We start from the raw sequence: 22864 nt of genomic DNA on the forward strand, positions 1-22864 counted from the left end.
AGCAGTCAAAAATAGAGGATTTGATAATGTACGTAATTCTACTAGATAAAATTGCTAACCTAGGTAACCTAGGTGACAAAGTATCAGTTAAAGCTGGTTATGCTCGTAACTTCCTTTTACCTCAAGGTAAAGCGGTTGTTGCTAACGAAGAAAACGAAAAGTTCTTCGAAGAGCGCCGTCAAGAGCTTGAAGCTAAACTTGCTGGTGAATTAGCAGTAGCTAACGAGCGCGCTGAAAAGCTAGCTGCTCTAGAAGCTGTTGTTATCGCTTCTAAAGCGGGTGAAGAAGGTAAGCTATTCGGTTCTATCGGTACTCGCGATATTGCTGATGCAGTTACCGCAGCTGGTGTTGAACTGGCTAAAGCTGAAGTTCGTCTACCACACGGTGCGCTACGTCACACTGGTGAGTTTGAAATTGACGTTCAACTTCACACTGAAGTTAAAGCTATCGTTAAAGTTTCAGTTGTTGCTGAAGACTAATAACTTGCATTAACTCAAAAAAGCCTCGACTTTTGTCGAGGTTTTTTTTTGCCTATTTTAATTTTTTGAATAATACCATTCACATAGTTAATTGATACGAATGATATAAGTTGTTAACATCTGAAATCTTTTAGTAATATCATTGGGTTAGAGTAAGTTGTTTTGCAGACAATAAATGTTATAAGTTCAATGAAGATGTCCAGAGTATTTTTCTTTTTTGCGTTACTTTATGTGGTTGCATTTCCAATACAAGCTGAGCATACCACTAGCCGTATCCTCGTTAAGCAAGACGGTTTAGATTCTGCTGTTAAACAGGTCTTGTTTGATAAAAAAGGCTATGCATGGCTGGTGAAAGAAAAGGGGCTGTATCGTACTCTCAACTCTCATATCACTAAAGTAGGCGCTGGCTCTCTTAAACATCAGTCTAGAAATTCTTTTTTTGTAAAAGGAAAGGTGCTTGATAGAAATTATTTGTTAGTCAGCTCCTTAGTTAATGCCTACCGTTTCAACATCAATGAAAATCAATTTAAGCCGCTTAGCGATTTTCCTGCCTTTAAGTCTGTAGCTCAGGATGGTTTTACTGAGGTCGTGACATACGACGATAGCAGTTTTGTCATGTTAACCAGCCACGGATTAATTTATCGGGTTAAAGATTGGCAAATCCCCGCAGAAAAACTCGCACAACTTGATGACGCCAATTTTCGATTTAAAGGTATGCTCAAGTTGGGTGTTGATCAGTTACTTGTTTACAACAAGCATCAATTGGTCAAGGTTAACCCTACCACTCAGCAAATCAGTCGTTATGCTTGGCCTAGAGAATACGGCACCATCAATCAAATAATCCAAGATAGCCAAGATCACTTGTGGTTAGCCACCAGTAAAGGTACCTTCCAAGCCCAAAACCTGTTTACTACACCTATTATTGAACAGCACACTGGTCATGCGACGTTCTCCTTAAGTGAAGATAGACAAGGTCAGTTATGGTTGGCAACAGATACAGGCGTAAAGATTTATATTCCCAAGCATAGTCAATTTCATTTTGTGGAATATGATAATAGCCTTGGCACGATAAAGAAATTGTTTGCCGAACCGACGGGCTTGATGTGGGGCGTTGGGCGTTACAACGGCATTGCTGTATTCAACGAAACCCCTGAGTTTATTCGTGATTTTATTTCTAGCCGCTATCCTTATCGACTCATTTCTCAAGATATCAAAGAAATATACGCTGATGTCCACTATGTATGGGCTGCCGCAAATAACCAATTACTACAAATTGATCGAGAAACTAAGACTGCCAGTGTATTAGAGATCCCAGAATTAGATTCCGATGACACCGTAACCAGCTTGTTGAGAATTAATCAGAACTATTTATTACTAACGAGCAGTAATGGTCTTTTTATTTTAAATCTTACTGATAACAGCATCCTTCGTTTTGCTCAATGGGCAAACAGTGCTGAGTCATTGGAGAATCGTCATATCCACAAGGCGGTCAAAGATGATTCTTTAAATCGGATCTGGTTTGTTGTCGAAAACAATATTTTTTATTGGGATAGAGCAACGTCCATTATAAAGAAGCTCACCATTACTCATGATGCCTCAGTGGATCTGAGTTCTACTCGAGATCTGATGATAGCTTCGGACGGTAAAACTTGGCTTAGTGGAACCTCGTTTTTTGGTTTTATAGAAAACGGACACTTACAAAATTTACATCCTAAGAAAATAGGAGTGAGTGAATTACCCACCTATAATCAGCTTTATGAAATGTCGCCTAATACGCTTTGGTTAGGTACTTATGCACAAGGGATGTTTGAATATAATACTCAAACTCAGAAACTTCAGCCTCTCAATTCTCGCTGGAATACCAACTGCCAGAAAATCACCTTCATGGAGCAAGTTCAGCAGCACATACTCGTGGGGTGTGATGATAGGATCATCACTATCGCAACCAAAGCGCCCTATAATATTCGAGCTGTTGAGCCTGCGGATGGTTTACCTAATGCTGATTTTAATGAACAAGCGACATTTTATGATCCTAAGGCGGGATTGTATGTGGGTACCTCACGTGGCTTGTTATTACTTGATCCTAATAAGATCCAAAATCGATTAGAAAACGATGGGGTATTTCTAAGCCACATTCGAGCTTATTACCCAGATAGAGAAGAGTTAATTCTACATCCAAGCCGAAGTCATGCATTTGCTCCTGATGTGAGTTTATTAAGCTTACAGCTTGCGAGTCATGATTACCTTGAGGGGCAACTGCGTAATGTCCAGTATCGCTTCTACAATGAGGGGGTATCAACACCAGGAGCCTTTGTTAATTTAACAGGGCAATCCCAGATTAACCTATCTTCTTTGGCTGCTGGCAATTACGTTTTAGAGCTTCAAGGGCAAGTGAATGGATTGAATTATCAGCTGCCTCATAAGTATCATTTCAAAGTACTGCAAAATTGGTGGCAAGCGAATGAATTCAAAACTGGATTGGCATTTACAGCATTGATTCTTGGCCTAATATTGCTGTTGCGTCATCAAAGCCGAGCGAATCAGACCAAGCGATTAAACCATGAATTATTAACGACCCAAGAGCGTTTAGGCCAAGCATTAAAAAACAGTGAATCTGATTTGTGGGAGTGGAGAACTGACAGTTCTCAGTTAGTGCTTGGAAATTACAATAAACTATCCAATCACGACCAAATCATTGAAGTTAAGTCATTAAATGATTTGGGGATTCACCCAGATGACCAAGACAGAGTGAATATTCGCTGGAATAGGGTGCTCTCGGGTGAAAAAGAAACCTTTGAAGCGGAATATCGACAAAAAAATCAAGGTGGCGAATGGCGCTGGATCCGATCGAAAGGACGGGCTACTGATCGAAACCTTGAAGACAACTCGATATTAACGATTTCGGGTATTTACACTGATATTACCGCTACCCGAAACTTGGAAGATACCTTTAGCATTATGGTTGAAGCGTTTGAAAATACCTCCGAAGGCGTATTAATTTTCAATGCAAACCAAGAAATCATTTTAAGTAATAATGCTGCTCATTCGATTGTAGGCTTTGAAGCAAGACACTTAAACGGTCGAACGTTTTCAGAAATGATTAAGCATAGCCAAACAATGAGTTCGATGCATGAGTTGTTGGCTGAACAGCGTAGTTGGCATGGTGAGCTTGCTATTTTAACCTCTAGTCAGCGCTATTGCCCTATATGGATGAACTTATCTCAGATGCACTCTAGTTTAGGTAATGATGCCAAATTTGTAGCGGTCATTTCTGATATAACGGAACGTAAGCGCACTGAAGCGGAACTGATTCAACTGGCAAACTATGACGGCTTAACAGGCTTACCCAACCGTACTTTATTTAACCGTGAGCTGACAAAAGCTATTCATGAGGCAAAACAAGAAAATCAGCAACTTGCGCTGATGTTTTTAGATTTAGACCGCTTTAAAGATATTAATGACACATACGGTCACAGCATGGGAGATGCTGTGTTGATGGAGGCCTCGAAGCGATTAATTGACTCCATTGATGAAAATACAATTTTATGCCGTTTCGGAGGGGATGAATTTGTTGTTTTGATGAAGCAAGTTAAGGATATTCAACAAGTGGATATTTTGGCTGGCATTATTTTAAAACAAATTGAAACACCGTTTATCATCAACCGACGAGAGTTTTATATCAGTACCAGTATTGGCATAAGCTTGTTCCCAGAGCATGCTAGTACGCCAGAAGCCTTGATCAAAAATGCAGATCTGTCTATGTATCACGCCAAAGACGAAGGTCGGGGAAATCATCAGTATTACTCGTTAGAGCGATACCAAGCCAACCAATACCAATTACAGCTGGAACGCGATCTTCGCTATGCCTTTAAAAAACACGAGTTTGAGCTTAACTTTCAACCGCAGATAAGTGTGCTAGATGACGATCAGATGGTTGGTATGGAAGCTCTGCTGCGTTGGAATCATACTGTAAAGGGCTATATTCGACCAGATGTCTTTATCCCGATTGCCGAGTCTTGTGGTTTGATTGTCGATATCGATCGTTGGGTTCTATTTGCTTCACTGAGACAACTGGCAAAATGGCAGAAAAAATATCAACGTAAATTTAGGCTTTCAATTAACGTGTCAGCTGCGCATTTCCGTCAACCTGATTATGTTAGAACCGTTAAGTCTGCCATTGAGCAAACAGGAGTTCAGCCAGAAAGTGTGGGCTTGGAAATCACCGAAGGCGTGCTGATGAATGAGCTTGATATTGCACAATCGCATTTATCGGAGTTGCACGCAATGGGTGTAGAAGTCGCGATTGATGATTTCGGTACCGGTTACTCTTCTTTGGCTTATCTGCGTAACTTTAAGGTAAATACCTTAAAAATCGATCGTAAATTCATTATTGATATTGCCCAAAATCGTGCCGACCAAGCGATTGTAAATAGTATTGTTGAGCTGGCTCGAAACCTAAAATTAAAGGTGGTGGCCGAGGGCATTGAGACTTATGAACAACTTGAGCATTTGATTGGGAGAGGTTGCTACCTTATGCAAGGTTACTACTTTTCAAAACCACTTGATATTAAACATATTGAGCAATATCTTGAACATGCAGATGCCCTCGAAAGAGAAACTTAACTGATGAAAAAAGCACTAATAATAAGTCTATTGCTCGCCATTAGCCTTATGGCTCAGTCGGTCAATGCTCGCCCAAAAATTGGCTTAGTGCTCAGTGGTGGTGGCGCCAAAGGCGCTGCGCATATTGGTGTTTTAAAAGTCTTAGAAGAAAATCATATTCCTGTTGATTATATCGCTGGCACCAGTATTGGTGCTTATGTAGGTGGCATGTATGCACTGGGGTACAGTGCTGACGAAATAAAAAAAATCATGTTGTCTACCGATTGGGACAAAGGGTATTCAGATCTCATTGCTCGTAAGGATTTAAGTTTCAGAGATAAACAGAACCGAGATAAATTTAATGTACCGCTTTTTTTGGGCTACAGTGACGAAAAGCTGAAATCTCCAGCTGGTTTACTTCTCGGGCAGACCATGTCTGAGTTATTGCGTAATTCAACCGGATTAGTTCATCAATTTAACAACTTCGACCAATTACCGATCCCTTACCGTGCGGTAGCGACCGATCTGATCACTAGCCATGCAGTGGTGATCAATAAAGGAAGCTTAGTGTTTGCTATGCAGTCGTCAGCGACCGTTCCAGGTGCATTACAGCCGCTTGAATATGGTGACAAGTTACTGGTCGATGGCGGCATTTCCAACAATATGCCCGTTGATGTGGTCAAAGCTATGGGCGCCGATATTGTGATTGCGATTGATATTGGCTCTTCTTTAGCTAAGAAGTCAGATCTTAATGATGCTGTATCGGTTTTAAATCAACTGTCCACCATAATGACGAACGCGAGTACCCAAAAGCAAATTGCTTTGTTAAGCAAAAAGGACATATTGATCCGCCCGAACGTTGGCTCATTAAGCACCACAGACTTTAGTATTTTGCCAATGGCTTATAAATTAGGTGAAAAAGCGGCAAAAAAACAACTCTCAAAACTGAAGTTGTTGACGGTATCCGATACCCAATATGCCCATTATCAATCCCATAAAGCTGAAGTGAAGCAGCAAATTACATCACCGTTGAACCAGCCCATTTATAAGATTGTGCTAAAGAACAACTCAAAAACCAGTGCCAGTATCATTTTAAATGCGTTTGATATCCAAGAAGGGAAACCTGTTAAAAAGCAACAACTACAGCAAGCTGTCAAGCGGGTATATGCACTCAATAAATTTGAAAAAGTCACCACTGAGTTTTCCGATACGCCACAAGGGCGAGTGTTAACATTAACAACAAAAGCAAAGTCTTGGGGACCTAATTACTTTCAGTTTGGTTTGAATTGGGAAGATGATTTAGAGGTCGGCTCGTTTATTAGTTTAGATTTGGCTTATACCCTCACTGATATTACTCAAAATGGTGGTGAATGGCGCAACGAGCTAAAAATTGGAGATAATAAACGATTTTCGACCGAATTTTATCAACCCTTGGATGGCTCTCAAAACCTGTATTTCAGAACACGTTATACCTTTATAAAAAAGAACCAAGGCGTATTTGAAGACAATAAGCTGGCTCTTGATGTTAATCGACGATCTCACGAACTGGAATCTGGGATTGGGGTAAACATTGGGCGCGATGGTTTTGCTGAGTTAGGTATGAGAGCCCTATATGGACGAGTCTCAAACAATGCTCTCTTAAAATCCAGCTTTAATATTAGAGGCTATGGAGGGTATTTAGAGCTAGGTTATGATGGTTTAGACAGTATTAGCTTTCCTACAGATGGGGATAGGCTTACGTTTGGCTTAGAGTTTGGCCGCAATGATGTTACTCGCCCTAACGAACACTTTTCATCGGATTTTAATTTACATTACCAACTGAATTGGAAAGGCGCCGTAAATATAGGAAACCATGTTTTTGTAGGTAAACTCGATTTAGAAAGTGCAAATAACACAAAAGGTGAATTGGTTGCTGAACCTGCAGAACTCGGTGGATTTCTAAACCTTTCTGGTTATCATCGTGACGCTCTGCTTGGAAATCATAAAGTGTTGGCTGCTCTGGTGTACCAATATGATCTTGGTCGAGGTGTGTTAGGACTAAATGAATTACCTTTATACCTAGGTACGAGCATAGAAGCGGGAAATGTGTGGGTAAATCGTAAAGATGTGTCTCTCAACGATCTCATCTATGGCGGTAGTTTATTTTTAGGCACACAAACCGAGTTTGGCCCAGCCGCTTTAGGTGTTGGCGTTGCTGATGGGGGCAATACTTCTGTTTACTTCTTTTTAGGAAAAACGTTTTAAGACAGAGGTTAGGGCATAGCACGATGGCGTACAAAATGACTCTGAGAGATGCCATTGTCAAAACGAGTAGAAACTTTGCATCGAAACTCCAGAGGTTGAGGAAGTTCTCCAAATAGTGGAATACCACTACCCAGTACGATTGGGATCGTGGTGATGAGCATCTCATCAATTAAATCTTGCTTTAAAAAGTGTTGAATGGTGATCCCACCATCAATGTATAAATCGTTAAACCCTCTGCGTCTGAGTTGATTTATAAGCTCAGGTAGTTCACCGCTTATGAGCTGTATTTTGTCTTCATAACCTTCAGGCACTTGTTCTAACGTATTGCTCAGTACAAATACAGGTTTGGTATAAGGCCAATCACAATCAAAACTGATCACCAACTCCATCGTCTTTCGTCCCATGATAAGGGCATCAATACGTTGCATGTGCTCGTTAAATCCCATGTCCAAATTATCAGGATTTGGGATGGCATGAAGCCAGTCTACTTGATTGTTTTTATCTGCAATATAACCATCAAGACTTGTCGCAATGAAGACGATATTAGCCATGAAATTTTTACTATTTGATGAATGGGGTTACTTAGATTGCCATAATTTGGCTGTTTGGGTAACTGTTTATGAAAAAAGGACACCATATTGAAAGGGTGTCCTTCTTAATTCTTACAGAACCTCGAAATTTTCAGGTATCCCTGAGGAGGTTACTTGCTCTTTTTCGACACAATAATACAAGTGTTGATTGAGATGGCTTGCAGTTTGTGACGATCTCGCTCTGCTAAACGCTTTCTTTCATATGGACCCAGCTGAACTCGATACCAAGTCCATTTTTTGCCCTCAATTTTACGTATTTCAGCCGTGAGTCCCTGAAAAGCAATGTTTGCTTTCATGGTTTCAGCTTGAGCTTTCGACCTAAATGAACCACATTGCATCTGATAGCTGAGATTGGCCTTAGGCTGATGTTTAGGAACATCAACTTTAACTTCTTTATTTTCCAATAAATCTTGATAAATCCATTTATCATCGGGTTTTGGAGGCAGCTCATCTTTTTTCTTTGGCTTAACTTTTGCTGGCGTAGGCGCTGGTTTTGCAGTTTCAGCACTGTCTTTAATGTTCCATAAAAAATAGCCAAAGCCGCCTATTGCCATGAGAACAATAAGCAAAAGCAGAATAGGCAAGCGCGACGTTGGCGCTTGCTTTTTCTTGGCGCGAGGTGCGCGTTTAGTCGGTTTACGATTAGCGTAATCGCGGCTCATTACATCTTCTCTAACGTTTCAATCCCTAGAAGCGCCAGACCTTGTTTTAAAGTCTGTGCCGTGAGTTTAGCCAATTGAAGTCGGCTATGCTTTTGAGCTTCCGTTTCAGCACTTAACACAGGACAAGCTTCATAGAAGCTTGAGAATGCTCCAGCCAGCTCAAACAGATAGCCACACAGTACATGCGGCTGACCTTTAGCACTAACTCTGCTCAAGATCTCGTTAAACTGTCCAAGTTTAGTACCTAAATCTTTCTCTTTTTCATGCTCAAGCACAATTTTAGCGTCAGATAAGTCGATATCTTGTGCTTTTTTGAAAATACCCGCAACACGAGTGTAAGCATAAAGTAGGTATGGTGCAGTGTTACCTTCAAAGCTCAACATTTGGTCGAAGCTGAAAATATAGTCGCTGGCACGGTTTTTTGAAAGGTCAGCGTATTTAACTGAGCTAATGCCTACCACTTTAGCAATATGCAGAACTTCCGCTTCATCCATATCTGGGTTTTTACTACGAACCAACTCAACGGCACGCTCAACCGCTTCATCAAGTAGATCGACAAGCTTAACTACGCCACCGCTACGGGTTTTGAATGGACGACCGTCTTCACCGTTCATGGTACCAAAGCCTAAGTGCTCTAGTGATAGTGATTCTGGTACAAACTTCGCTTGCTTAGCTAGGCTAAATACTTGCTGGAAGTGAAGACCTTGGCGAAGATCAACAAAATACAGAGCGCGATCAGCTTTTAATACGTTTGCACGATAGCGCATTGCCGCTAAATCAGTGGTCGCATATAAGAAACCACCGTCGGCTTTTTGAATAATGACAGGCAGTGGCTCACCGTCTTTAGTTTTAAATTCGTCTTGGAATACGACTTTCGCGCCTTCACTTTCGGTCAGTAATCCTTGAGCATCTAAATCGGCCACCACTTGTTGTAAGTCATCGTTGTAGGTACTTTCACCACGGACATCATCACGAGTTAAGCTCACGCCTAATTTTTTGTAGACTTGGTGACAATGGCTAAGTGAAATATCATTAAATTGGCGCCAGAGTTTGTTGCAATATTCATCGCCAGATTGCAGTTCAACGACAAGATTACGAGCGCGAGTGGCAAATTCTTCTGATTCATCAAAGCGAACTTTTGCCGCGCGGTAAAAGGTTTCCAAGTCAGACAGTTCAAGGCTAGCCTTACCTTCGTCTTTGGCTTGTAACTCTTCCATGTAGGCCAGCAACATCCCGAATTGAGTACCCCAATCACCCACATGGTTTTGACGGATAACTTTATGACCTAAGAATTCTAAAGTGCGGACTACACTGTCACCGATGATACTGGAACGTAAATGACCAACATGCATTTCTTTTGCTAGGTTAGGCGAAGAGTAATCCACCACAATGGTTTGAGGCTCAGGTAGAGTTACACCTAATTTAGGGTCAACCAGTGCTTCTTGCAGTTGATTGGCAAGGGCATTGCCATCAATAAAGAAGTTAATAAAACCAGGGCCTGCAATCTCAACTTTAGCCACGTGGCTGGACTCTGGTAAATTGTTGATGATCAACTGTGCCAATTCACGTGGATTTTTACGCGCCGCTTTGGTCAGCATCATGGCTAGGTTGGTTGCGAAGTCGCCATGGTTCTTATCCTTGGTTCGGTCAACCTGAATGCGTGCCTGAATGTCTGTTGGCACAATGCCTTGTTCAATTAAGGACTGTAAGGTTTGCTCTAGCAAAGATTGAATATGTGATTTCATTGGCGGTCTTCAATTACGTCGAAAAAATTTTAGCCTGATATTTTATCCTTTTGTTTACACAAAAAACATAGTCTGTGGTGGATTTTTATGATCAGATATTTTCGTTTATCCCGTAATTAAACACTGGTTGTGTCATGAGTTAATTTATCGCTAATTTTACGGCCTGCTCTGCATGAATTTGGGTGGTATCGTACAATGGAATATGGGTATGTTGCTGTTGGATCAATAACGCTATTTCAGTACAACCCAAAATAATGGCTTCTGCGCCTTGGGCGAACAATTTATTGATGATTTGAAGGTATTTTTCTCTGGAATCGTCGTGTATTTCCCCCAAACATAACTCTTTATAAATAATTTGATGCACCAGTTCTTGGTCTTTTTCATTGGGTACAAGAACTTCAATATCGAACTGCTTTGTCATTCTGTTCTTATAAAAGTCTTGTTGCATGGTAAATTGGGTTCCAAGTAACCCAACTCGAGTAATGCCATCGGCTATCAGTTGTTCTGCGGTCGCGTCAGCGATGTGCACCAGAGGGATGGAAATGGCACTTTCAATTTTTGACGCGACTTTATGCATGGTATTGGTACAAATCAGGAGAAAGTCAGCCCCACCTGCTTCTACCGATTGTGCCGCCTGTACTAAAATTGTGGCAGTTTCATCCCATTTCCCTTGATGCTGCAGTGTTTCTATTTCATTAAAATCAACACTGAACAAGCATATTTTGGCTGAATGTAAGCCGCCTAATTTGGCTTTTACACCTTCATTTATGGCTTTGTAGTAGCTTGCTGTCGATTCCCAACTCATACCACCTAGTAGGCCAATGGTTTTCATAGCTTCCTTATTCGACTGATGTTGTTGAGTGATCACTATCCAGCATTCTTAGCTTTTCCAAGTGCAACATTCTTATGCAATGAGAAAATTTCTTTAAGAAAAGCAACATAGAAATAAGGGAAAATATTAAGCATGACAAAAACATAACTGACTTTGTGGGCAAAAGGAATGGCTGGCTTTCTAGGGGCATCGAATACGGTATAACCATTAATGAAGTAACTGATGACAACATACAAGGTCAAAACAGAGCCAATAAGTAAGTAGATCAAAAATAATAAAGTTAAGACGATTGTGAAAATTTCCATTTCAGATACTCCATGAAATTGTTTACTTATTAAGAATAGGCTTATATCCGTTAAGTTACCGATTCTACAAGATAAAATCAATGAGCTAAAGGTGAGTGCATTTGTAAAAAGTTGAAGGGAATATCGTTACTTAAACTAAACGCTGTATACTTTGCGTCCAGTAGAGTGATCAGCATGAAATTCTATTGGGGTTTGTCAGGTCTGGTATACAATTCCAATGAACTCGACAAGAGACGAAGTCCATGAAAGCCTCAATTCCAACTCCTGTTTATATTCTCCTAGCCGTATCTTCAGCCTTGATGGGACTGAGTATGTTGCTGATGGGAGATCATAGACATATCACCTTAGTGATCGATTTTTATCATTTAGAAGCGTTAGCTTCCGGCGCTGTGTTTAATGTTACGGCAGCGGTCAGCTTTTTATTAGTGACCATATTTTCTCTATTCAGTATTAAGAAAATTGAGTGCCGAAAACCGTTAGGAGTTTGGTTAACCATTATCGGTGCAGTGCCATTAATTGCCTTGTTCTCATCAAAAATGTGGATTGGATCATTAGGTGGTTTTCCTGCCATTGGTGCAGGTCAAGGTGTGATCAAATATTTTGCTCTGTTATCTGTAGGTTTATTAATTTTATTACCTCATTTAGAAAAAACGACGCAAAAAGCCATTGCCGCCTTTCCTGTGATCTTAGTATTGCTCTGGATTGGCGGTATGAAGTTTACTGAGCTCGAAGCCAAAGGCATTGAAAGCTTAGTAAACACTTCGCCATTGATGTCATGGATGTACAAGATTTGGGATGTACAGATGACCTCAAATTTGATTGGTGTCTATGACTTGATTGCCATGGCATTAGTTATTGCGGCGATTTTTAAGCGCCAATTCCTCTTGCCTGCGGTTCTAATGTCAGGTGCGGTATTTGTTGTTACTCAAACCTTTTTATTTACCGCTGATGGTGTGTTTTCTGCAGATAGCATTGTGACGACTACAGGGCATTTCTTAATTAAAGATCTATGGTTTATTGCAAACTTGGTCTGTTTGTGGAAGTTGTCTGAAGCTGAGTAACATTTATATTTCCTAAATTCATCTAAAGTCGTGGTGTTGCACACCACACCGCCCAAAGGGGAGCTCTGCAGCAAGCTCCCCCTTGGATCCCCCAATGCCGCCCCATCAAAGCTAAACGTTTCAAATCTTATTGAATAAATACCTAACGGTTCTGATGGTACATCCATGTACCTCAGAACCTAGCTCAACATCCATGTTGAGCTTACGGCATTTTATATTCAAACGATTTTCAACAGCTTTGGAGGGGAAGTGGAGCTCGTTAATTTTGATTACTTGAAAACCAATTGGATCTGACTCTTATCACCATTAAAAATCCCTATACCGTAAGCCATCAAATTTCTATTTTCTTCCCATTTAGCGACATCATTTTGATTAATAAGAGATTCATCATAGATCCACGCATGATCTTTAAATCTTACAATATATTCAGAAAAATCGGCTCGACTAGCTTCGATAACTAATTCGTTTAAATCATCAGTTAATGGCTGAATGTAACACTGACCAGTAGTTGGCTTTACAAGTTTGTATATTGGCATGATATTACTCCAAGTCTTTACTTGAAATAATTATCTCACTGTTTTTATTTGTTGTAAAATCAGTATGTTATTGACAAATAATTAAATACTAATTTTAAATTTTTTATTCATTTGTTGGTATTGGGTGATTAGACTTTGTGGTATTTGAATATCTACAACAAATCCTGCGGATCTCTATCCACACTCCAGCGGCAGCGTTTGGCTTCAGGCATTTGTTCCACTTGCGCTAAAGCTTGTTCGAAGACTTGTTGAAGTAAAGGGCGGTGTTTACTTTGGAACATTAAGTGGCGTCGGTGTTTTCCCGCTTTTCTGTCCATTGGCGCGGGCATTGGGCCGATGACTTCACATTGCTTATCTTGTGGCAGCAATTGGCTGAGTGCAGCCAAAAACGTATCGGCATCTTCAGGTTTATGCGATTCTGCACGAATTAACACCATGTGCCAGCTTGGCGGTAGTTGTGCCAGTTTGCGCTCTTCTAATTGTGTTCTGGCAAATTCACCATAACCACGATGAAGTAAATCACGCAGCAGTGGATTGTCGGCTTGGTGGGTTTGTAGCAAAACCGTGCCGGGTTTACTGGCTCGTCCTGCTCGTCCAGCAACTTGGGTATAGAGTTGTCCAAAGCGTTCCGGTGCTCGAAAATCTGCACTAAACAAGGCTCCATCAACATCTAATAAACCGACTAAAGTAACGTCGGGAAAGTGATGGCCTTTGGCAAGCATTTGGGTGCCAACTAAAATCTTGTATTCACCTTTGTGTATGGCATTTAAGTGTTGTTCCAGAGAGCCTTTGCGACGAGTGCTGTCACGGTCGATCCGCACCACTGGAAAATTTGGGAATTCTTTTGTAAGTTCAGCTTCGAGTTGCTCTGTACCGACACCATGACCAAACAACATTGTACTGCTGCACTGGTGGCATTGCTTAGGAATAGCGTATTGCTGCCCACAGTGATGACAGCGGATTTCATTTAATCCTTGATGAACCGTAAAGTAAGCATCACAGCGGTCACATTCATGTAAATGACCGCATTCGTGACAGAGTAAGGCAGGAGAGAAACCACGGCGATTCAAAAACAGTAATACTTGGTTTCCTGCATTTAGATGGATGCGAATTTCGTTAATAAGAGGTATCGAGAGTCCAGCTTTTAGTGGCTGGCTGCGAATATCGATTATGCCTTGTTTAACGTTTTCGGCGGCACCTGCACGCTTGGTAAGAACATGGTGTTGATAGCGCTCGGTTAAGGCGTTTTGCAGAGTTTCTAAAGACGGTGTGGCTGAGCCTAATATTACTGGAATTTGCTCTAAGTGACCTCGCATTACCGCTAAATCCCTAGCGTGATAGCCAACCCCCTCTTGTTGTTTAAAACTGGCGTCGTGCTCTTCATCTAAAATGATCATGCCGGGAAAAGCCATTGGTGCAAATAAGGCTGAGCGCGTACCGATAATAATGGCGGCTTCACCACTTCTCGCCAACTGCCAAGCTTCGAATCGCTGTTTATCGGTTAAGCCTGAATGAATAACCGCAATAGTAACCTGAAAACGATATTTAAACCGATTGATGGTTTGTGGGGTTAGCCCAATTTCTGGTACTAAGACTAAAGCTTGCTTACCTTGTTTTAATACGGATTCCAGTATCGAAAGGTAGACTTCGGTTTTACCTGATCCTGTCACTCCCTCTACTAGAGTACAGTGATAACCTTGTTGTTGATTAATCGCTGACACGGCAATAGCTTGTTCAGGGTTGAGACGAAGCGGTGTTTCGCCCATTTCCAATTGTTCACGCCAGCGTAAATCTACTTTATGCTCAAGCTCTAGTTTAATGACTAAGCCTTTTTCGATTAACGAATTAAGCGCAGCTTTGCTTAGTTCTAAGTCATTAATTTCAAGTGGAGATAGGGCTTGGTTTTTCAGTGTTCTGAGTATTTTTAGCTGGGCAGTTGCTCGTTTAAGAAGAGCTTCGTCTATCTCTCGGCCAGCTTGAGTGATCCTGTATTCGATGCGTTTAGCATTTTGACTATCCCCGCCGTTTCGTAATGCCACAGGTAAAGCTTGAGAAAACATCTGCCCTTGGCTACAAAAATAATAGTTAGCCGCCCAGTCACATAGCTTGGTTAAGGTTTCAGGAAGTAAGGCTTGATTGTCTAATACTTCGATGACCGTTTTAATCTTATCGGCTGGTACATCACAGTGGGTATTGATATTCAGCACAATGCCAATTAACTTTTGTCGGCCAAAGGGGACTTTTACTCGGGCGCCGATACGCACACAAGCTTGCTGAGCTTCAGAAATAGCATAACTAAAACATTGGCGCATAGGCACAGGTAGAGCGACTTCAACAAAAGCAGATGACATTTAGTATTAAGAGAAAACCAATAGAAACATGATATTTAGTTTACTTAGTAGAGTAGATAACGGCTAGGTAAAATTCACTTAATGCAACGGACTTGTATGAATTGTCTATTTCTTGTAGAATTTCGCGCCTTGGAATTTGCCTAATTGTTGTAGGTTAATCCAAAGAAACGAATTTTGAATTTAACGCATGTGGTGCCCAACTTCGGGTTGGGAGGGCGACATGGCCTTAACGCTAAAGGTAATCCAATGAAAGAAGGTATCCACCCAAAATACGAAGCAATCACTGCAACTTGTACTTGTGGTAACGTTATCAAGCTAAACTCTACCGTAGGTAAAGATTTGCACTTGGACGTATGTGGTGCGTGTCACCCATTCTACACTGGTACTCAAAAAGTTGTTGACACTGGTGGTCGTATCGACAAGTTCAACAAGCGTTTCGGTATGCTTAGCAAGAAATAATTGCTGCTTACTGATTTTTAAAAAGCGCCAATTGGCGCTTTTTTTATGCCTAACGTTAGTCAGATTAAAATGTTCAATGTCTACAGTGTGTTATTTCTGAAGAGCAAAGAAATAAGGCTATGACATTCTTAAACTCATTAAGGTTATTAAAAATCAAAGTTAGTGATTTAAAAAGCAAATTGAATAACAATGATCAAAACTTACTATTTTTGATGTGCCTGTCCATAATTTATTCGTCTAAATTTTACTTTCATTTCTAAACTGAAATCCAGTTTCAAAACTTAAATTCTTGGTGTTTTCATTAACATTTTTAACATAAATAAAACTAATATAATCAATGAGATATTATCGACATGTACGACCTGAAATTACTTGTTTGCATCTCTGCCAAAGTCTAGAATGTGCAACAATTTTTATGTGATGAAGATCGCTGTCTTTATTTTCATAAAAAATGGAATTATTTTTTATAACGTCGTATTCAGCTACACATTTTAGGACACACTCATGTCGGATTTTCGTCAGCAAGCTCTTGATTATCATGAATTCCCAGTACCAGGGAAAATGGCAGTAACTTTAACTAAGCCAGCTAAAACTAGCCATGACTTGTCCCTTGCCTATAGCCCTGGGGTGGCGGAGCCAGTGCGGGAAATTGCAGCTGATCCAGAAAATGCTTATCGCTATACCTCAAAAGGGAACACGGTTGCGGTGATTTCAAACGGTACGGCAATTTTAGGGTTAGGGAATCTTGGCCCATTGGCTTCTAAGCCTGTGATGGAAGGTAAAGCGTTACTCTTCAAAACCTTCGCCAATATTGATGCTACTGATATCGAAGTAAAGCACAACACGACTGAAGATTTTATTAATACCGTGGCAGCGATTGCTGATAGCTTTGGCGGTATTAACTTAGAAGATATTAAAGCACCAGAGTGTTTTGAAATCGAAAAAGCCTTGATTGAGCGTTGTCGCGTACCAGTATTCCACGACGATCAGCACGGTACAGCAATTGTTACCGCTGCGGGCATGATCAATGCGTTGGAAATTCAAGGTAAGAAGATTGAAGATGCAACTTTTGTTTGTTTAGGTGCAGGTGCCGCTGCGATTGCTTGTATGACCATGTTGGTTAAATGTGGCGCGCAACGTGAGCACATTTACATGCTCGATCGCAAAGGCGTTATTCATACTCAGCGTGATGATTTAAATGCGTATAAAGCGTTATTTGCTAACAATACTGACAAGCGTACTTTGCAAGATGCGATTAAAGGCGCTGATGCTTTCTTAGGTTTATCAGGTCCAAATCTTTTGGGTGAAGAAGACATTAAATTAATGGCAGATAAGCCTGTGATTTTCGCTTGTTCAAACCCTGATCCTGAGATCAAACCTGAATTAGCCCAAGCCGTTCGTCCTGATGTGATCATGGGTACGGGTCGTAGTGACTATCCAAACCAAGTAAACAATGTGCTTTGTTTCCCATTCTTATTCCGTGGTGCCTTGGATGTAAGAGCGACAGAAATCAATGATGAAATGAAGGTTGCAGCGGTTCATGCACTAGCTGAACTCGCAAAAGAGTCTGTACCTAAAAGTGTATTGGACGCTTATGAAGGTGTAGATAGCATGGAGTTTGGTGCTGAGTATGTACTTCCGAAGCCAATGGATCCTCGTTTATTGCCTCGCGTAGCTAAAGCCGTGGCTGAAGCTGCGATTCAATCAGGTGTGGCGAAAATCGCATTACCTGAAAACTATATGGCATAATTAAGTTACGAACGAAATTACACTACAAGAGGGCAAGCGCCCTCTTTTTATGCGTTGTGTTTATGCAAGATAAAAACTTTGACTCATTAGCGACTAAGTTCTCCAAAAATATCTACGGTACAGCAAAAGGGCAAATTCGTATTGAAGTGCTCAAGCGAGATTTGTTTGAAAGCATACCCAGCTTAACAACAGGTAAATTGAGAATATTAGATGCTGGTGGAGGCTTTGGTTATTTGAGCCAACAGTTAGCTGAACTCGGCCATAGTATCGTATTGTGCGATATCTCTGCTGAAATGTTGGCACTGGCTGAGCAGCAAATCCGAGAAAAGGATAAAGAATTAGATATCACTTTGATTCAATCCTCTATCCAAGATTTATCGGTTGAAGCGTTAGGTCAGTTCGATTTAATACTGTGTCATGCCGTAGTGGAGTGGTTGGCCGATGCCAAAGAAACAGTCAAAGGGCTATTGGATTTTTTAAAACCCAACGCGCACTTATCATTGATGTTTTACAACAAGGATGCTCAACGTTTTCACAGCCTAGTGTCGGGAAATTTCGATTATGTTGAAGCCGGATTAAAAGTAAAAAAGCCAGTTAGACTGACTCCACAATACCCGCTGCTTATTGAAGATGTCGAGTCATGGATGGATGAGTGGCGTTATCAAGAAGTCTGTCGAAGTGGCGTGAGAGTCATTAATGATTATCTGAAGCTAAGAAAAAACCAGACCTTAGATAATACTCAACTGATCAGAATGGAGCTGGAGTACTCCAAATATAAAAACTACATTCCTTTAGGGCGCTATGTGCATATGTTGGTTAGAACTGAATCTCAGCTGACAATATAGTAGTAGAAGTTGTATGAGTTAACTGTACTTTATCGGATCATGGGTTAAGCTTTTTGTAGCGTGATTTCTTGGCCTTTTTTAAGCGTTGGAGGAAGTATGTTACACAACAAGCACGACAGTTCAGAATGTTCAGTGTTCAGTTCACCAGAATCTCAGCATGAGCTGGAAAAGCACCGTTTACCCGAAGAAACCCATCCATGTAATGTTATTCATCAACTCATCAAAGATGAATTGATACTTGATGGAAACTCTCGTCAAAACCTTGCGACTTTTTGCCAAACTTGGTTTGAACCAGAAGTCATCGATTTAATGTCGATTGCGATTGATAAAAATATCGTGGACAGAGATGAGTACCCTCAAACTGCAGAGATTGAACGTCGTTGTGTCAATATCATTTCCGATCTATGGAACAGTAAAGAAACCAAAAACGCCATTGGCACATCAACGACAGGCTCTAGCGAAGCAGCGATGCTTGGAGGATTGTCTCTTTTAAGAAAATGGCAAGCTAAGAGGAAAGCCCAAGGGCTCTCAGTAGATACTCCCAACCTAGTGACTGGCCCTGTGCAAGTTTGCTGGCACAAATTTGCTCGCTATTGGGGAGTAACGCTGAGAGAAGTCCCAATGGAGAAAGATCAATATCACCTAACGCCAGAGGGTGCTGTGGCGCATTGTGATGAGAATACCATAGGCGTAGTGGCAACGTTAGGGCTTACTTTTACAGGAAGCTACGACCCAGTAAAAGATATTTCACTGGCGTTAGATGATTTTCAGCGGCAAACGGGTCATGACATTCCAATGCATGTGGATGCGGCCAGTGGTGGATTCATTGCGCCATTTTTGCAACCTGAACTGGAATGGGATTTTCGTTTGGACCGCGTTCGTTCTATCAATGCTTCAGGTCACAAGTTTGGTTTAACGCCTTTGGGGGTTGGGTGGATCATGTGGCATGAAGAGTGTGATTTACCCCAAGAGTTGATTTTTCATGTCAATTACTTGGGGGGAAATATGCCTGATTTAGCCCTGAATTTTTCTCGACCCAGTGGCCAAATTATCGCGCAGTACTATAACTTTTTACATTTAGGACGAAAGGGCTATTTTGCGATCCACGATAACTGCCGAAAAGTGGCGATGTTTTTGGCCGAAGAAATCAATAAATTAGGCTACTTCGATATCATTTATAATGGTGATGGTGGTATTCCTGCTCTGAGTTGGAAACTGAAACCTCATGTTAAAGACTTCACTTTATATGACTTAGCAGACAGGTTACGCAATCAAGGTTGGTTGGTACCCGCTTACTCTATGCCTGCTAATGAACAAGAAACTATTGTGCAGCGTATTCTTGTTAAACGTGGCTTTAGTTTTGATCTTGCAAGCTTACTGCTTGATGATTACAAGCAAGCCATCCAGCACCTAACGGCTCATCCTGTTAGTGTTTCGCTTAATGAAGATGAAGCGGGAGGCTTTAAGCATTAATGGCTTTTGCAAGGGCTATGGTTTTTTCCATACGCTCTTTACGTGGGCCCCTGCTTGTTTTAGATAATGATTGACGCTGTGGTCACCTTCTAGGTGGCCTGCGCCAATCACAACAAAAATAGATGTTCCAGCTTTCGTGTTTTTCATTAAACGAATTATCCCATCACTCATTGGTTTATTGCGTTTCCACACTAATTTGTCTAGCAAATCTGTATTGTTGTTTTTATTCATGGATTGCTTGATAACAGAGCTGATTTTCTCACTATCACCTTGACGCCAAGCGATAAATAGATCTTCCAGTTCATCATTTGGGGTCGTGATGGCCTCGTCTATCATCTGTCGCTGCGTTTTTTTATCAATACTGTTCAGCAGCGTTAATTGATACTCCATGCTTTCCAGCTGAGCTTTATGCTTATTTTTAGCACGGTTAATAAAGTGCATATCGATCCCTAAATCTGGGTGATAGCCAAAGTGAATGAGCCTGTATAAGGTAATTTGTGCGGCTTGCATCCACATAGGAAGGTGCTCAATCGCTTGGCAAACCAATAAGTGTAATTCACAAAATTGGATATACTTTGCTGATTTCGTTTTAGGCAAGGTACTCGCGGTTTGGCTTTTTAGAATTAAGTTGTTGGTGTTTTGATCGGGCAGAGCTTCAACCACAAGCGTATTACTCTCGTTAAACGCTTGTTCAATCTTTTTGGGAAGCGGGTAAAAATCGGGTTTGCCAAGGTGAACGGAGCCGAGTAAATAGGCGGTTTTGCCCTGATATTCAACGAGATAAAAAGGAGGCGTGTCTGTGAGTTTTGCCCAAGCAGAGCTACAAAAAAGTATAGTGCTCAACATAAGCCCAAACAGGGTCATGTTTTGACGATTCATATCAGATATAATCCCTTTTATTATTGATTAATTTAGAGCTTTCAGATGTCATACCAAAAGGTGCTTGAGCAAATCCATCAAAATTTACAATTAGCTTATCGTAAAGCCATTGATCTTGATAATCAATTGGATGGACTAAAGCAAGAAGGTAAGGGTAAGTTTTCTCAAATCTTTAAAGAAGATATGGGGTTTGTTACTAAGAGTAACCGTTTTAAGCCTTATGTACTGGAATTGGTGGAAGAGTTTGATAGCCTAAAACAAACCCCAAATCTAGCTGAATCGGATATTACCGATATTGTCGCTAGACTTGGGGTTATATTACAAATGCAGCAAGCGTTTAAACAGCAAGTTAAATAAGGTTACTTAGCTAGTTGTTTTTTCAATGTCCGTTTCAACCAGTTATTGATCAGGTTTTTCTCATAAGCAAAAGGTCTGTCAAGGTTGCTGATCAGACGATCTTGGAAGGCCAGATCGGTTAAGTTCTGAGTACCCGAAGAGACAATGTTACCGTTAACGGTGACTTTATAGCTGAACTTGATACGAGGTGGATAGATATCTTTGACGATTCGAAGATCATCACTGGTTGCGCCAAAAGTAGGTTGCATGTCACCCGCTAAGTCTAAGTTAGTAACTTTAAGCGTTAACTTTTGCTCTGGCTTTAGGAATGTTGAGGCAGTTTTGTTAACGTCTTTTGTCAGTTCATCAAACAGACGTTTTTCGAATCTGCTTTGCAATTCACCGGATGACTTAATGTCTGTGAATTTTGAAGGGTCTTTCCAGTTTATTGTTACTGGACCTGAGGTGGTTGTAACGGTAACGGGTTCTGGAACAGGTTTTGAGGCGCAACCTGAAAGTAAGAAAAGACCGGTGAATGCATAAATGAGGTGCTTCATATGGGACTCCTGTAGTTTGTTTTCTAGGTTGGGGGTATCCCATGTCACTCTCTAGTCGAGAATGTTCATGGTGGTAGCAAGGATGTACTTACTTAGAATAGTTGAGAATAGGTTAAGTTCCTAGGTATTAAGTGTATTATTGTTAATAAATTCTCCTCAAGTCACAGAGGGAAGTATGGCTAATTGGATGTAGGAAAATGAAAAATTCAACGATTTCTCTCAAGGTGCTAACAGCGCTATATATTCTGGTTTTATTGGCCGCCATTTGGCGTTTTCTTGATACCAGTCGATTAGAGTTGTTTACACTCGGTGTTATTCCGGTTTTATATGGGATATTTAAAGATAAAGCTTGGACCTTGATTTGCCTTAGGGTGTATTTAGCGATACAAATTTTGGGTGTTAGCGCATTAGCGATGACAGCGATTATCGCTTATCAAATCACGCCACAAGATGTTGCTGTTAACTTTAAAGGCATGAACATTCCACTGCTACCTTTGTCAATTTCTGTTGTTTTATTGCTGATTTTTCAGCTGTGGGTGGCTTTTTCTAAAGAAAATCGTCAATATTTTTCAAGATTTACTGCAACAGATTAAAAACTGTGTCTATACTAGGGAGGCAGCCTACTCTATGGTTGCTTCGCTTTAGTCGTTATTGAACCTGTATTCAAGTCGTTTCAGTCCAAATTATTCAATATAAAGTGCACATAAGGTGGGATAGAGAGCACTCTGCTCAGTTATCTCTTTGTTATGGGTAGTTAAGCCGAACACTGACAGTGCTTAACCATCTTGATCATCTATGGAAAGAAGAGACATAAATATGAATAAAAGTGAATTAATTGAAGTCATTGCTAAAGAAGCAAAGCTAACAAAAGCGGATGCTGGACGTGCTCTAAGTGCATTTGAAGGTGCAGTTACCAAAGCTTTAAAATCAGGCAAAAAAGTATCCATTCTTGGTTTTGGAACTTTTGATGTTTCGAAAAGAGCGGCTCGTACAGGCCGTAACCCTCAAACGGGTAAAGAAATCAAAATTCCTGCGGCTAAAGTGCCTAAGTTCAAAGCGGGTAAAGGGTTAAAAGACGGAGTTAAGTAAACAGCTCACAGTCCAACAAAGCCTCCAAATTAGGAGGCTTTGTTCGTTTTAGTTGTATACTCGTGATACT

At 40.8% G+C, this 22864-nt stretch carries 20 protein-coding genes; 11 read left to right on the forward strand and 9 right to left on the reverse strand.

Features of this window, described 5'->3' with window-relative positions; all coding sequences use genetic code 11:
* Positions 1 to 26: 26 nt before the first annotated feature.
* The 3 genes from rplI (at position 27) to E2H97_RS02370 (ending at position 7325) form a co-directional block, all read left to right on the forward strand.
* A complete protein-coding gene (gene rplI, locus E2H97_RS02360; protein WP_121838739.1) occupies positions 27 to 479 on the forward strand; it encodes a 50S ribosomal protein L9 in 453 nt (150 codons plus the stop codon).
* Between the two features lie 195 nt (positions 480 to 674).
* Positions 675 to 5102, forward strand: coding sequence for an EAL domain-containing protein (locus tag E2H97_RS02365; RefSeq protein WP_170308225.1), 4428 nt, complete (start codon positions 675 to 677; stop codon positions 5100 to 5102).
* Between the two features lie 3 nt (positions 5103 to 5105).
* Positions 5106 to 7325, forward strand: a complete 2220-nt coding sequence (locus E2H97_RS02370; protein WP_133405639.1) for a patatin-like phospholipase family protein — start codon at positions 5106 to 5108, stop codon at positions 7323 to 7325.
* Between the two features lie 8 nt (positions 7326 to 7333).
* On the opposite strand, the gene E2H97_RS02375 is transcribed toward E2H97_RS02370, so the two are convergent.
* From E2H97_RS02375 to E2H97_RS02395, 5 genes are all read right to left on the reverse strand, one after another.
* A complete protein-coding gene (locus E2H97_RS02375; protein WP_133405640.1) occupies positions 7334 to 7876 on the reverse strand; it encodes a dihydrofolate reductase family protein in 543 nt (180 codons plus the stop codon).
* 149 nt (positions 7877 to 8025) lie between these two features.
* Entirely contained in the window at positions 8026 to 8577 is a 552-nt protein-coding gene (locus E2H97_RS02380; protein ID WP_133405641.1) for an SPOR domain-containing protein, read from the reverse strand.
* Entirely contained in the window at positions 8577 to 10322 is a 1746-nt protein-coding gene (argS, locus tag E2H97_RS02385) for an arginine--tRNA ligase (RefSeq protein ID WP_133405642.1), read from the reverse strand. The genes E2H97_RS02380 and argS overlap by 1 nt, the downstream gene beginning before the upstream one ends.
* Positions 10323 to 10461: 139 nt before the next feature.
* Positions 10462 to 11154 carry an aspartate/glutamate racemase family protein gene (locus E2H97_RS02390; RefSeq protein WP_133408548.1) on the reverse strand — a complete coding sequence of 231 codons (693 nt, stop codon included), beginning with the start codon at positions 11152 to 11154 and terminating at the stop codon, positions 10462 to 10464.
* Between the two features lie 35 nt (positions 11155 to 11189).
* On the reverse strand, positions 11190 to 11459 hold the full coding sequence (locus tag E2H97_RS02395) for a hypothetical protein (RefSeq protein ID WP_133405643.1): 270 nt from the start codon (positions 11457 to 11459) through the stop codon (positions 11190 to 11192).
* A gap of 242 nt (positions 11460 to 11701) precedes the next feature.
* On the opposite strand from E2H97_RS02395, the gene E2H97_RS02400 reads away from it, so the two are divergent.
* Positions 11702 to 12520 (forward strand): DUF417 family protein, encoded by an 819-nt coding sequence (locus E2H97_RS02400; protein ID WP_246029042.1) that lies wholly within the window; start codon positions 11702 to 11704, stop codon positions 12518 to 12520.
* 269 nt (positions 12521 to 12789) lie between these two features.
* Here the strand turns inward: E2H97_RS02400 and E2H97_RS02405 are convergent, their stop codons facing one another.
* Together E2H97_RS02405 and priA are read right to left on the reverse strand one after the other, a co-directional pair.
* Positions 12790 to 13056 (reverse strand): hypothetical protein, encoded by a 267-nt coding sequence (locus tag E2H97_RS02405; protein WP_133405644.1) that lies wholly within the window; start codon positions 13054 to 13056, stop codon positions 12790 to 12792.
* 152 nt (positions 13057 to 13208) lie between these two features.
* Positions 13209 to 15407, reverse strand: coding sequence for a primosomal protein N' (priA, locus tag E2H97_RS02410; protein WP_133405645.1), 2199 nt, complete (start codon positions 15405 to 15407; stop codon positions 13209 to 13211).
* Positions 15408 to 15653: 246 nt separating this feature from the next.
* Between priA and rpmE the strand changes: the two genes are divergently transcribed.
* From rpmE to gad, 4 genes are all read left to right on the forward strand, one after another.
* The gene (rpmE, locus tag E2H97_RS02415; RefSeq protein WP_133405646.1) at positions 15654 to 15866 is read left to right on the forward strand and encodes a 50S ribosomal protein L31; all 213 of its coding nucleotides are present in this window, start codon (positions 15654 to 15656) and stop codon (positions 15864 to 15866) included.
* A 504-nt stretch (positions 15867 to 16370) separates the two neighbouring features.
* Complete coding sequence (locus E2H97_RS02420) at positions 16371 to 17615, forward strand: malic enzyme-like NAD(P)-binding protein (protein WP_133405647.1); 1245 nt, start codon at positions 16371 to 16373, stop codon at positions 17613 to 17615.
* 62 nt (positions 17616 to 17677) lie between these two features.
* Entirely contained in the window at positions 17678 to 18460 is a 783-nt protein-coding gene (locus tag E2H97_RS02425) for a methyltransferase domain-containing protein (RefSeq protein WP_133405648.1), read from the forward strand.
* A 96-nt stretch (positions 18461 to 18556) separates the two neighbouring features.
* On the forward strand, positions 18557 to 19933 hold the full coding sequence (gad, locus tag E2H97_RS02430) for a glutamate decarboxylase (protein ID WP_133405649.1): 1377 nt from the start codon (positions 18557 to 18559) through the stop codon (positions 19931 to 19933).
* A 15-nt stretch (positions 19934 to 19948) separates the two neighbouring features.
* Here gad and E2H97_RS02435 read toward each other — a convergent pair whose 3' ends face one another.
* The gene (locus E2H97_RS02435; RefSeq protein ID WP_133405650.1) at positions 19949 to 20812 is read right to left on the reverse strand and encodes a TraB/GumN family protein; all 864 of its coding nucleotides are present in this window, start codon (positions 20810 to 20812) and stop codon (positions 19949 to 19951) included.
* Positions 20813 to 20857: 45 nt separating this feature from the next.
* On the opposite strand from E2H97_RS02435, the gene E2H97_RS02440 reads away from it, so the two are divergent.
* Positions 20858 to 21169: a prephenate dehydrogenase gene (locus tag E2H97_RS02440; protein WP_133405651.1), complete on the forward strand. Its 312-nt coding sequence runs from the start codon at positions 20858 to 20860 to the stop codon at positions 21167 to 21169.
* 2 nt (positions 21170 to 21171) lie between these two features.
* On the opposite strand, the gene E2H97_RS02445 is transcribed toward E2H97_RS02440, so the two are convergent.
* The gene (locus tag E2H97_RS02445; protein WP_133405652.1) at positions 21172 to 21705 is read right to left on the reverse strand and encodes a DUF3016 domain-containing protein; all 534 of its coding nucleotides are present in this window, start codon (positions 21703 to 21705) and stop codon (positions 21172 to 21174) included.
* Positions 21706 to 21902: 197 nt separating this feature from the next.
* On the opposite strand from E2H97_RS02445, the gene E2H97_RS02450 reads away from it, so the two are divergent.
* Complete coding sequence (locus E2H97_RS02450) at positions 21903 to 22298, forward strand: hypothetical protein (protein ID WP_133405653.1); 396 nt, start codon at positions 21903 to 21905, stop codon at positions 22296 to 22298.
* A 223-nt stretch (positions 22299 to 22521) separates the two neighbouring features.
* Positions 22522 to 22794, forward strand: coding sequence for an HU family DNA-binding protein (locus E2H97_RS02455; protein WP_133405654.1), 273 nt, complete (start codon positions 22522 to 22524; stop codon positions 22792 to 22794).
* The last annotated feature ends 70 nt before the right edge of the window (positions 22795 to 22864 follow it).

It is taken from the genome of Parashewanella tropica, assembly GCF_004358445.1.
GTDB classification, from domain to species: Bacteria; Pseudomonadota; Gammaproteobacteria; order Enterobacterales; family Shewanellaceae; genus Parashewanella; species Parashewanella tropica.

Coding starts and splice junctions, on each gene's coding strand:
- rplI (WP_121838739.1), top strand. CDS start 27: ATGTACGTAATTCTACTAGATAAAATTGCTAACCTAGGTAACCTAGGT.
- E2H97_RS02365 (WP_170308225.1), top strand. CDS start 675: ATGTCCAGAGTATTTTTCTTTTTTGCGTTACTTTATGTGGTTGCATTT.
- E2H97_RS02370 (WP_133405639.1), top strand. CDS start 5,106: ATGAAAAAAGCACTAATAATAAGTCTATTGCTCGCCATTAGCCTTATG.
- E2H97_RS02375 (WP_133405640.1), bottom strand. CDS start 7,876: ATGGCTAATATCGTCTTCATTGCGACAAGTCTTGATGGTTATATTGCA.
- E2H97_RS02380 (WP_133405641.1), bottom strand. CDS start 8,577: ATGAGCCGCGATTACGCTAATCGTAAACCGACTAAACGCGCACCTCGC.
- argS (WP_133405642.1), bottom strand. CDS start 10,322: ATGAAATCACATATTCAATCTTTGCTAGAGCAAACCTTACAGTCCTTA.
- E2H97_RS02390 (WP_133408548.1), bottom strand. CDS start 11,154: ATGAAAACCATTGGCCTACTAGGTGGTATGAGTTGGGAATCGACAGCA.
- E2H97_RS02395 (WP_133405643.1), bottom strand. CDS start 11,459: ATGGAAATTTTCACAATCGTCTTAACTTTATTATTTTTGATCTACTTA.
- E2H97_RS02400 (WP_246029042.1), top strand. CDS start 11,702: ATGAAAGCCTCAATTCCAACTCCTGTTTATATTCTCCTAGCCGTATCT.
- E2H97_RS02405 (WP_133405644.1), bottom strand. CDS start 13,056: ATGCCAATATACAAACTTGTAAAGCCAACTACTGGTCAGTGTTACATT.
- priA (WP_133405645.1), bottom strand. CDS start 15,407: ATGTCATCTGCTTTTGTTGAAGTCGCTCTACCTGTGCCTATGCGCCAA.
- rpmE (WP_133405646.1), top strand. CDS start 15,654: ATGAAAGAAGGTATCCACCCAAAATACGAAGCAATCACTGCAACTTGT.
- E2H97_RS02420 (WP_133405647.1), top strand. CDS start 16,371: ATGTCGGATTTTCGTCAGCAAGCTCTTGATTATCATGAATTCCCAGTA.
- E2H97_RS02425 (WP_133405648.1), top strand. CDS start 17,678: ATGCAAGATAAAAACTTTGACTCATTAGCGACTAAGTTCTCCAAAAAT.
- gad (WP_133405649.1), top strand. CDS start 18,557: ATGTTACACAACAAGCACGACAGTTCAGAATGTTCAGTGTTCAGTTCA.
- E2H97_RS02435 (WP_133405650.1), bottom strand. CDS start 20,812: ATGAATCGTCAAAACATGACCCTGTTTGGGCTTATGTTGAGCACTATA.
- E2H97_RS02440 (WP_133405651.1), top strand. CDS start 20,858: ATGTCATACCAAAAGGTGCTTGAGCAAATCCATCAAAATTTACAATTA.
- E2H97_RS02445 (WP_133405652.1), bottom strand. CDS start 21,705: ATGAAGCACCTCATTTATGCATTCACCGGTCTTTTCTTACTTTCAGGT.
- E2H97_RS02450 (WP_133405653.1), top strand. CDS start 21,903: ATGAAAAATTCAACGATTTCTCTCAAGGTGCTAACAGCGCTATATATT.
- E2H97_RS02455 (WP_133405654.1), top strand. CDS start 22,522: ATGAATAAAAGTGAATTAATTGAAGTCATTGCTAAAGAAGCAAAGCTA.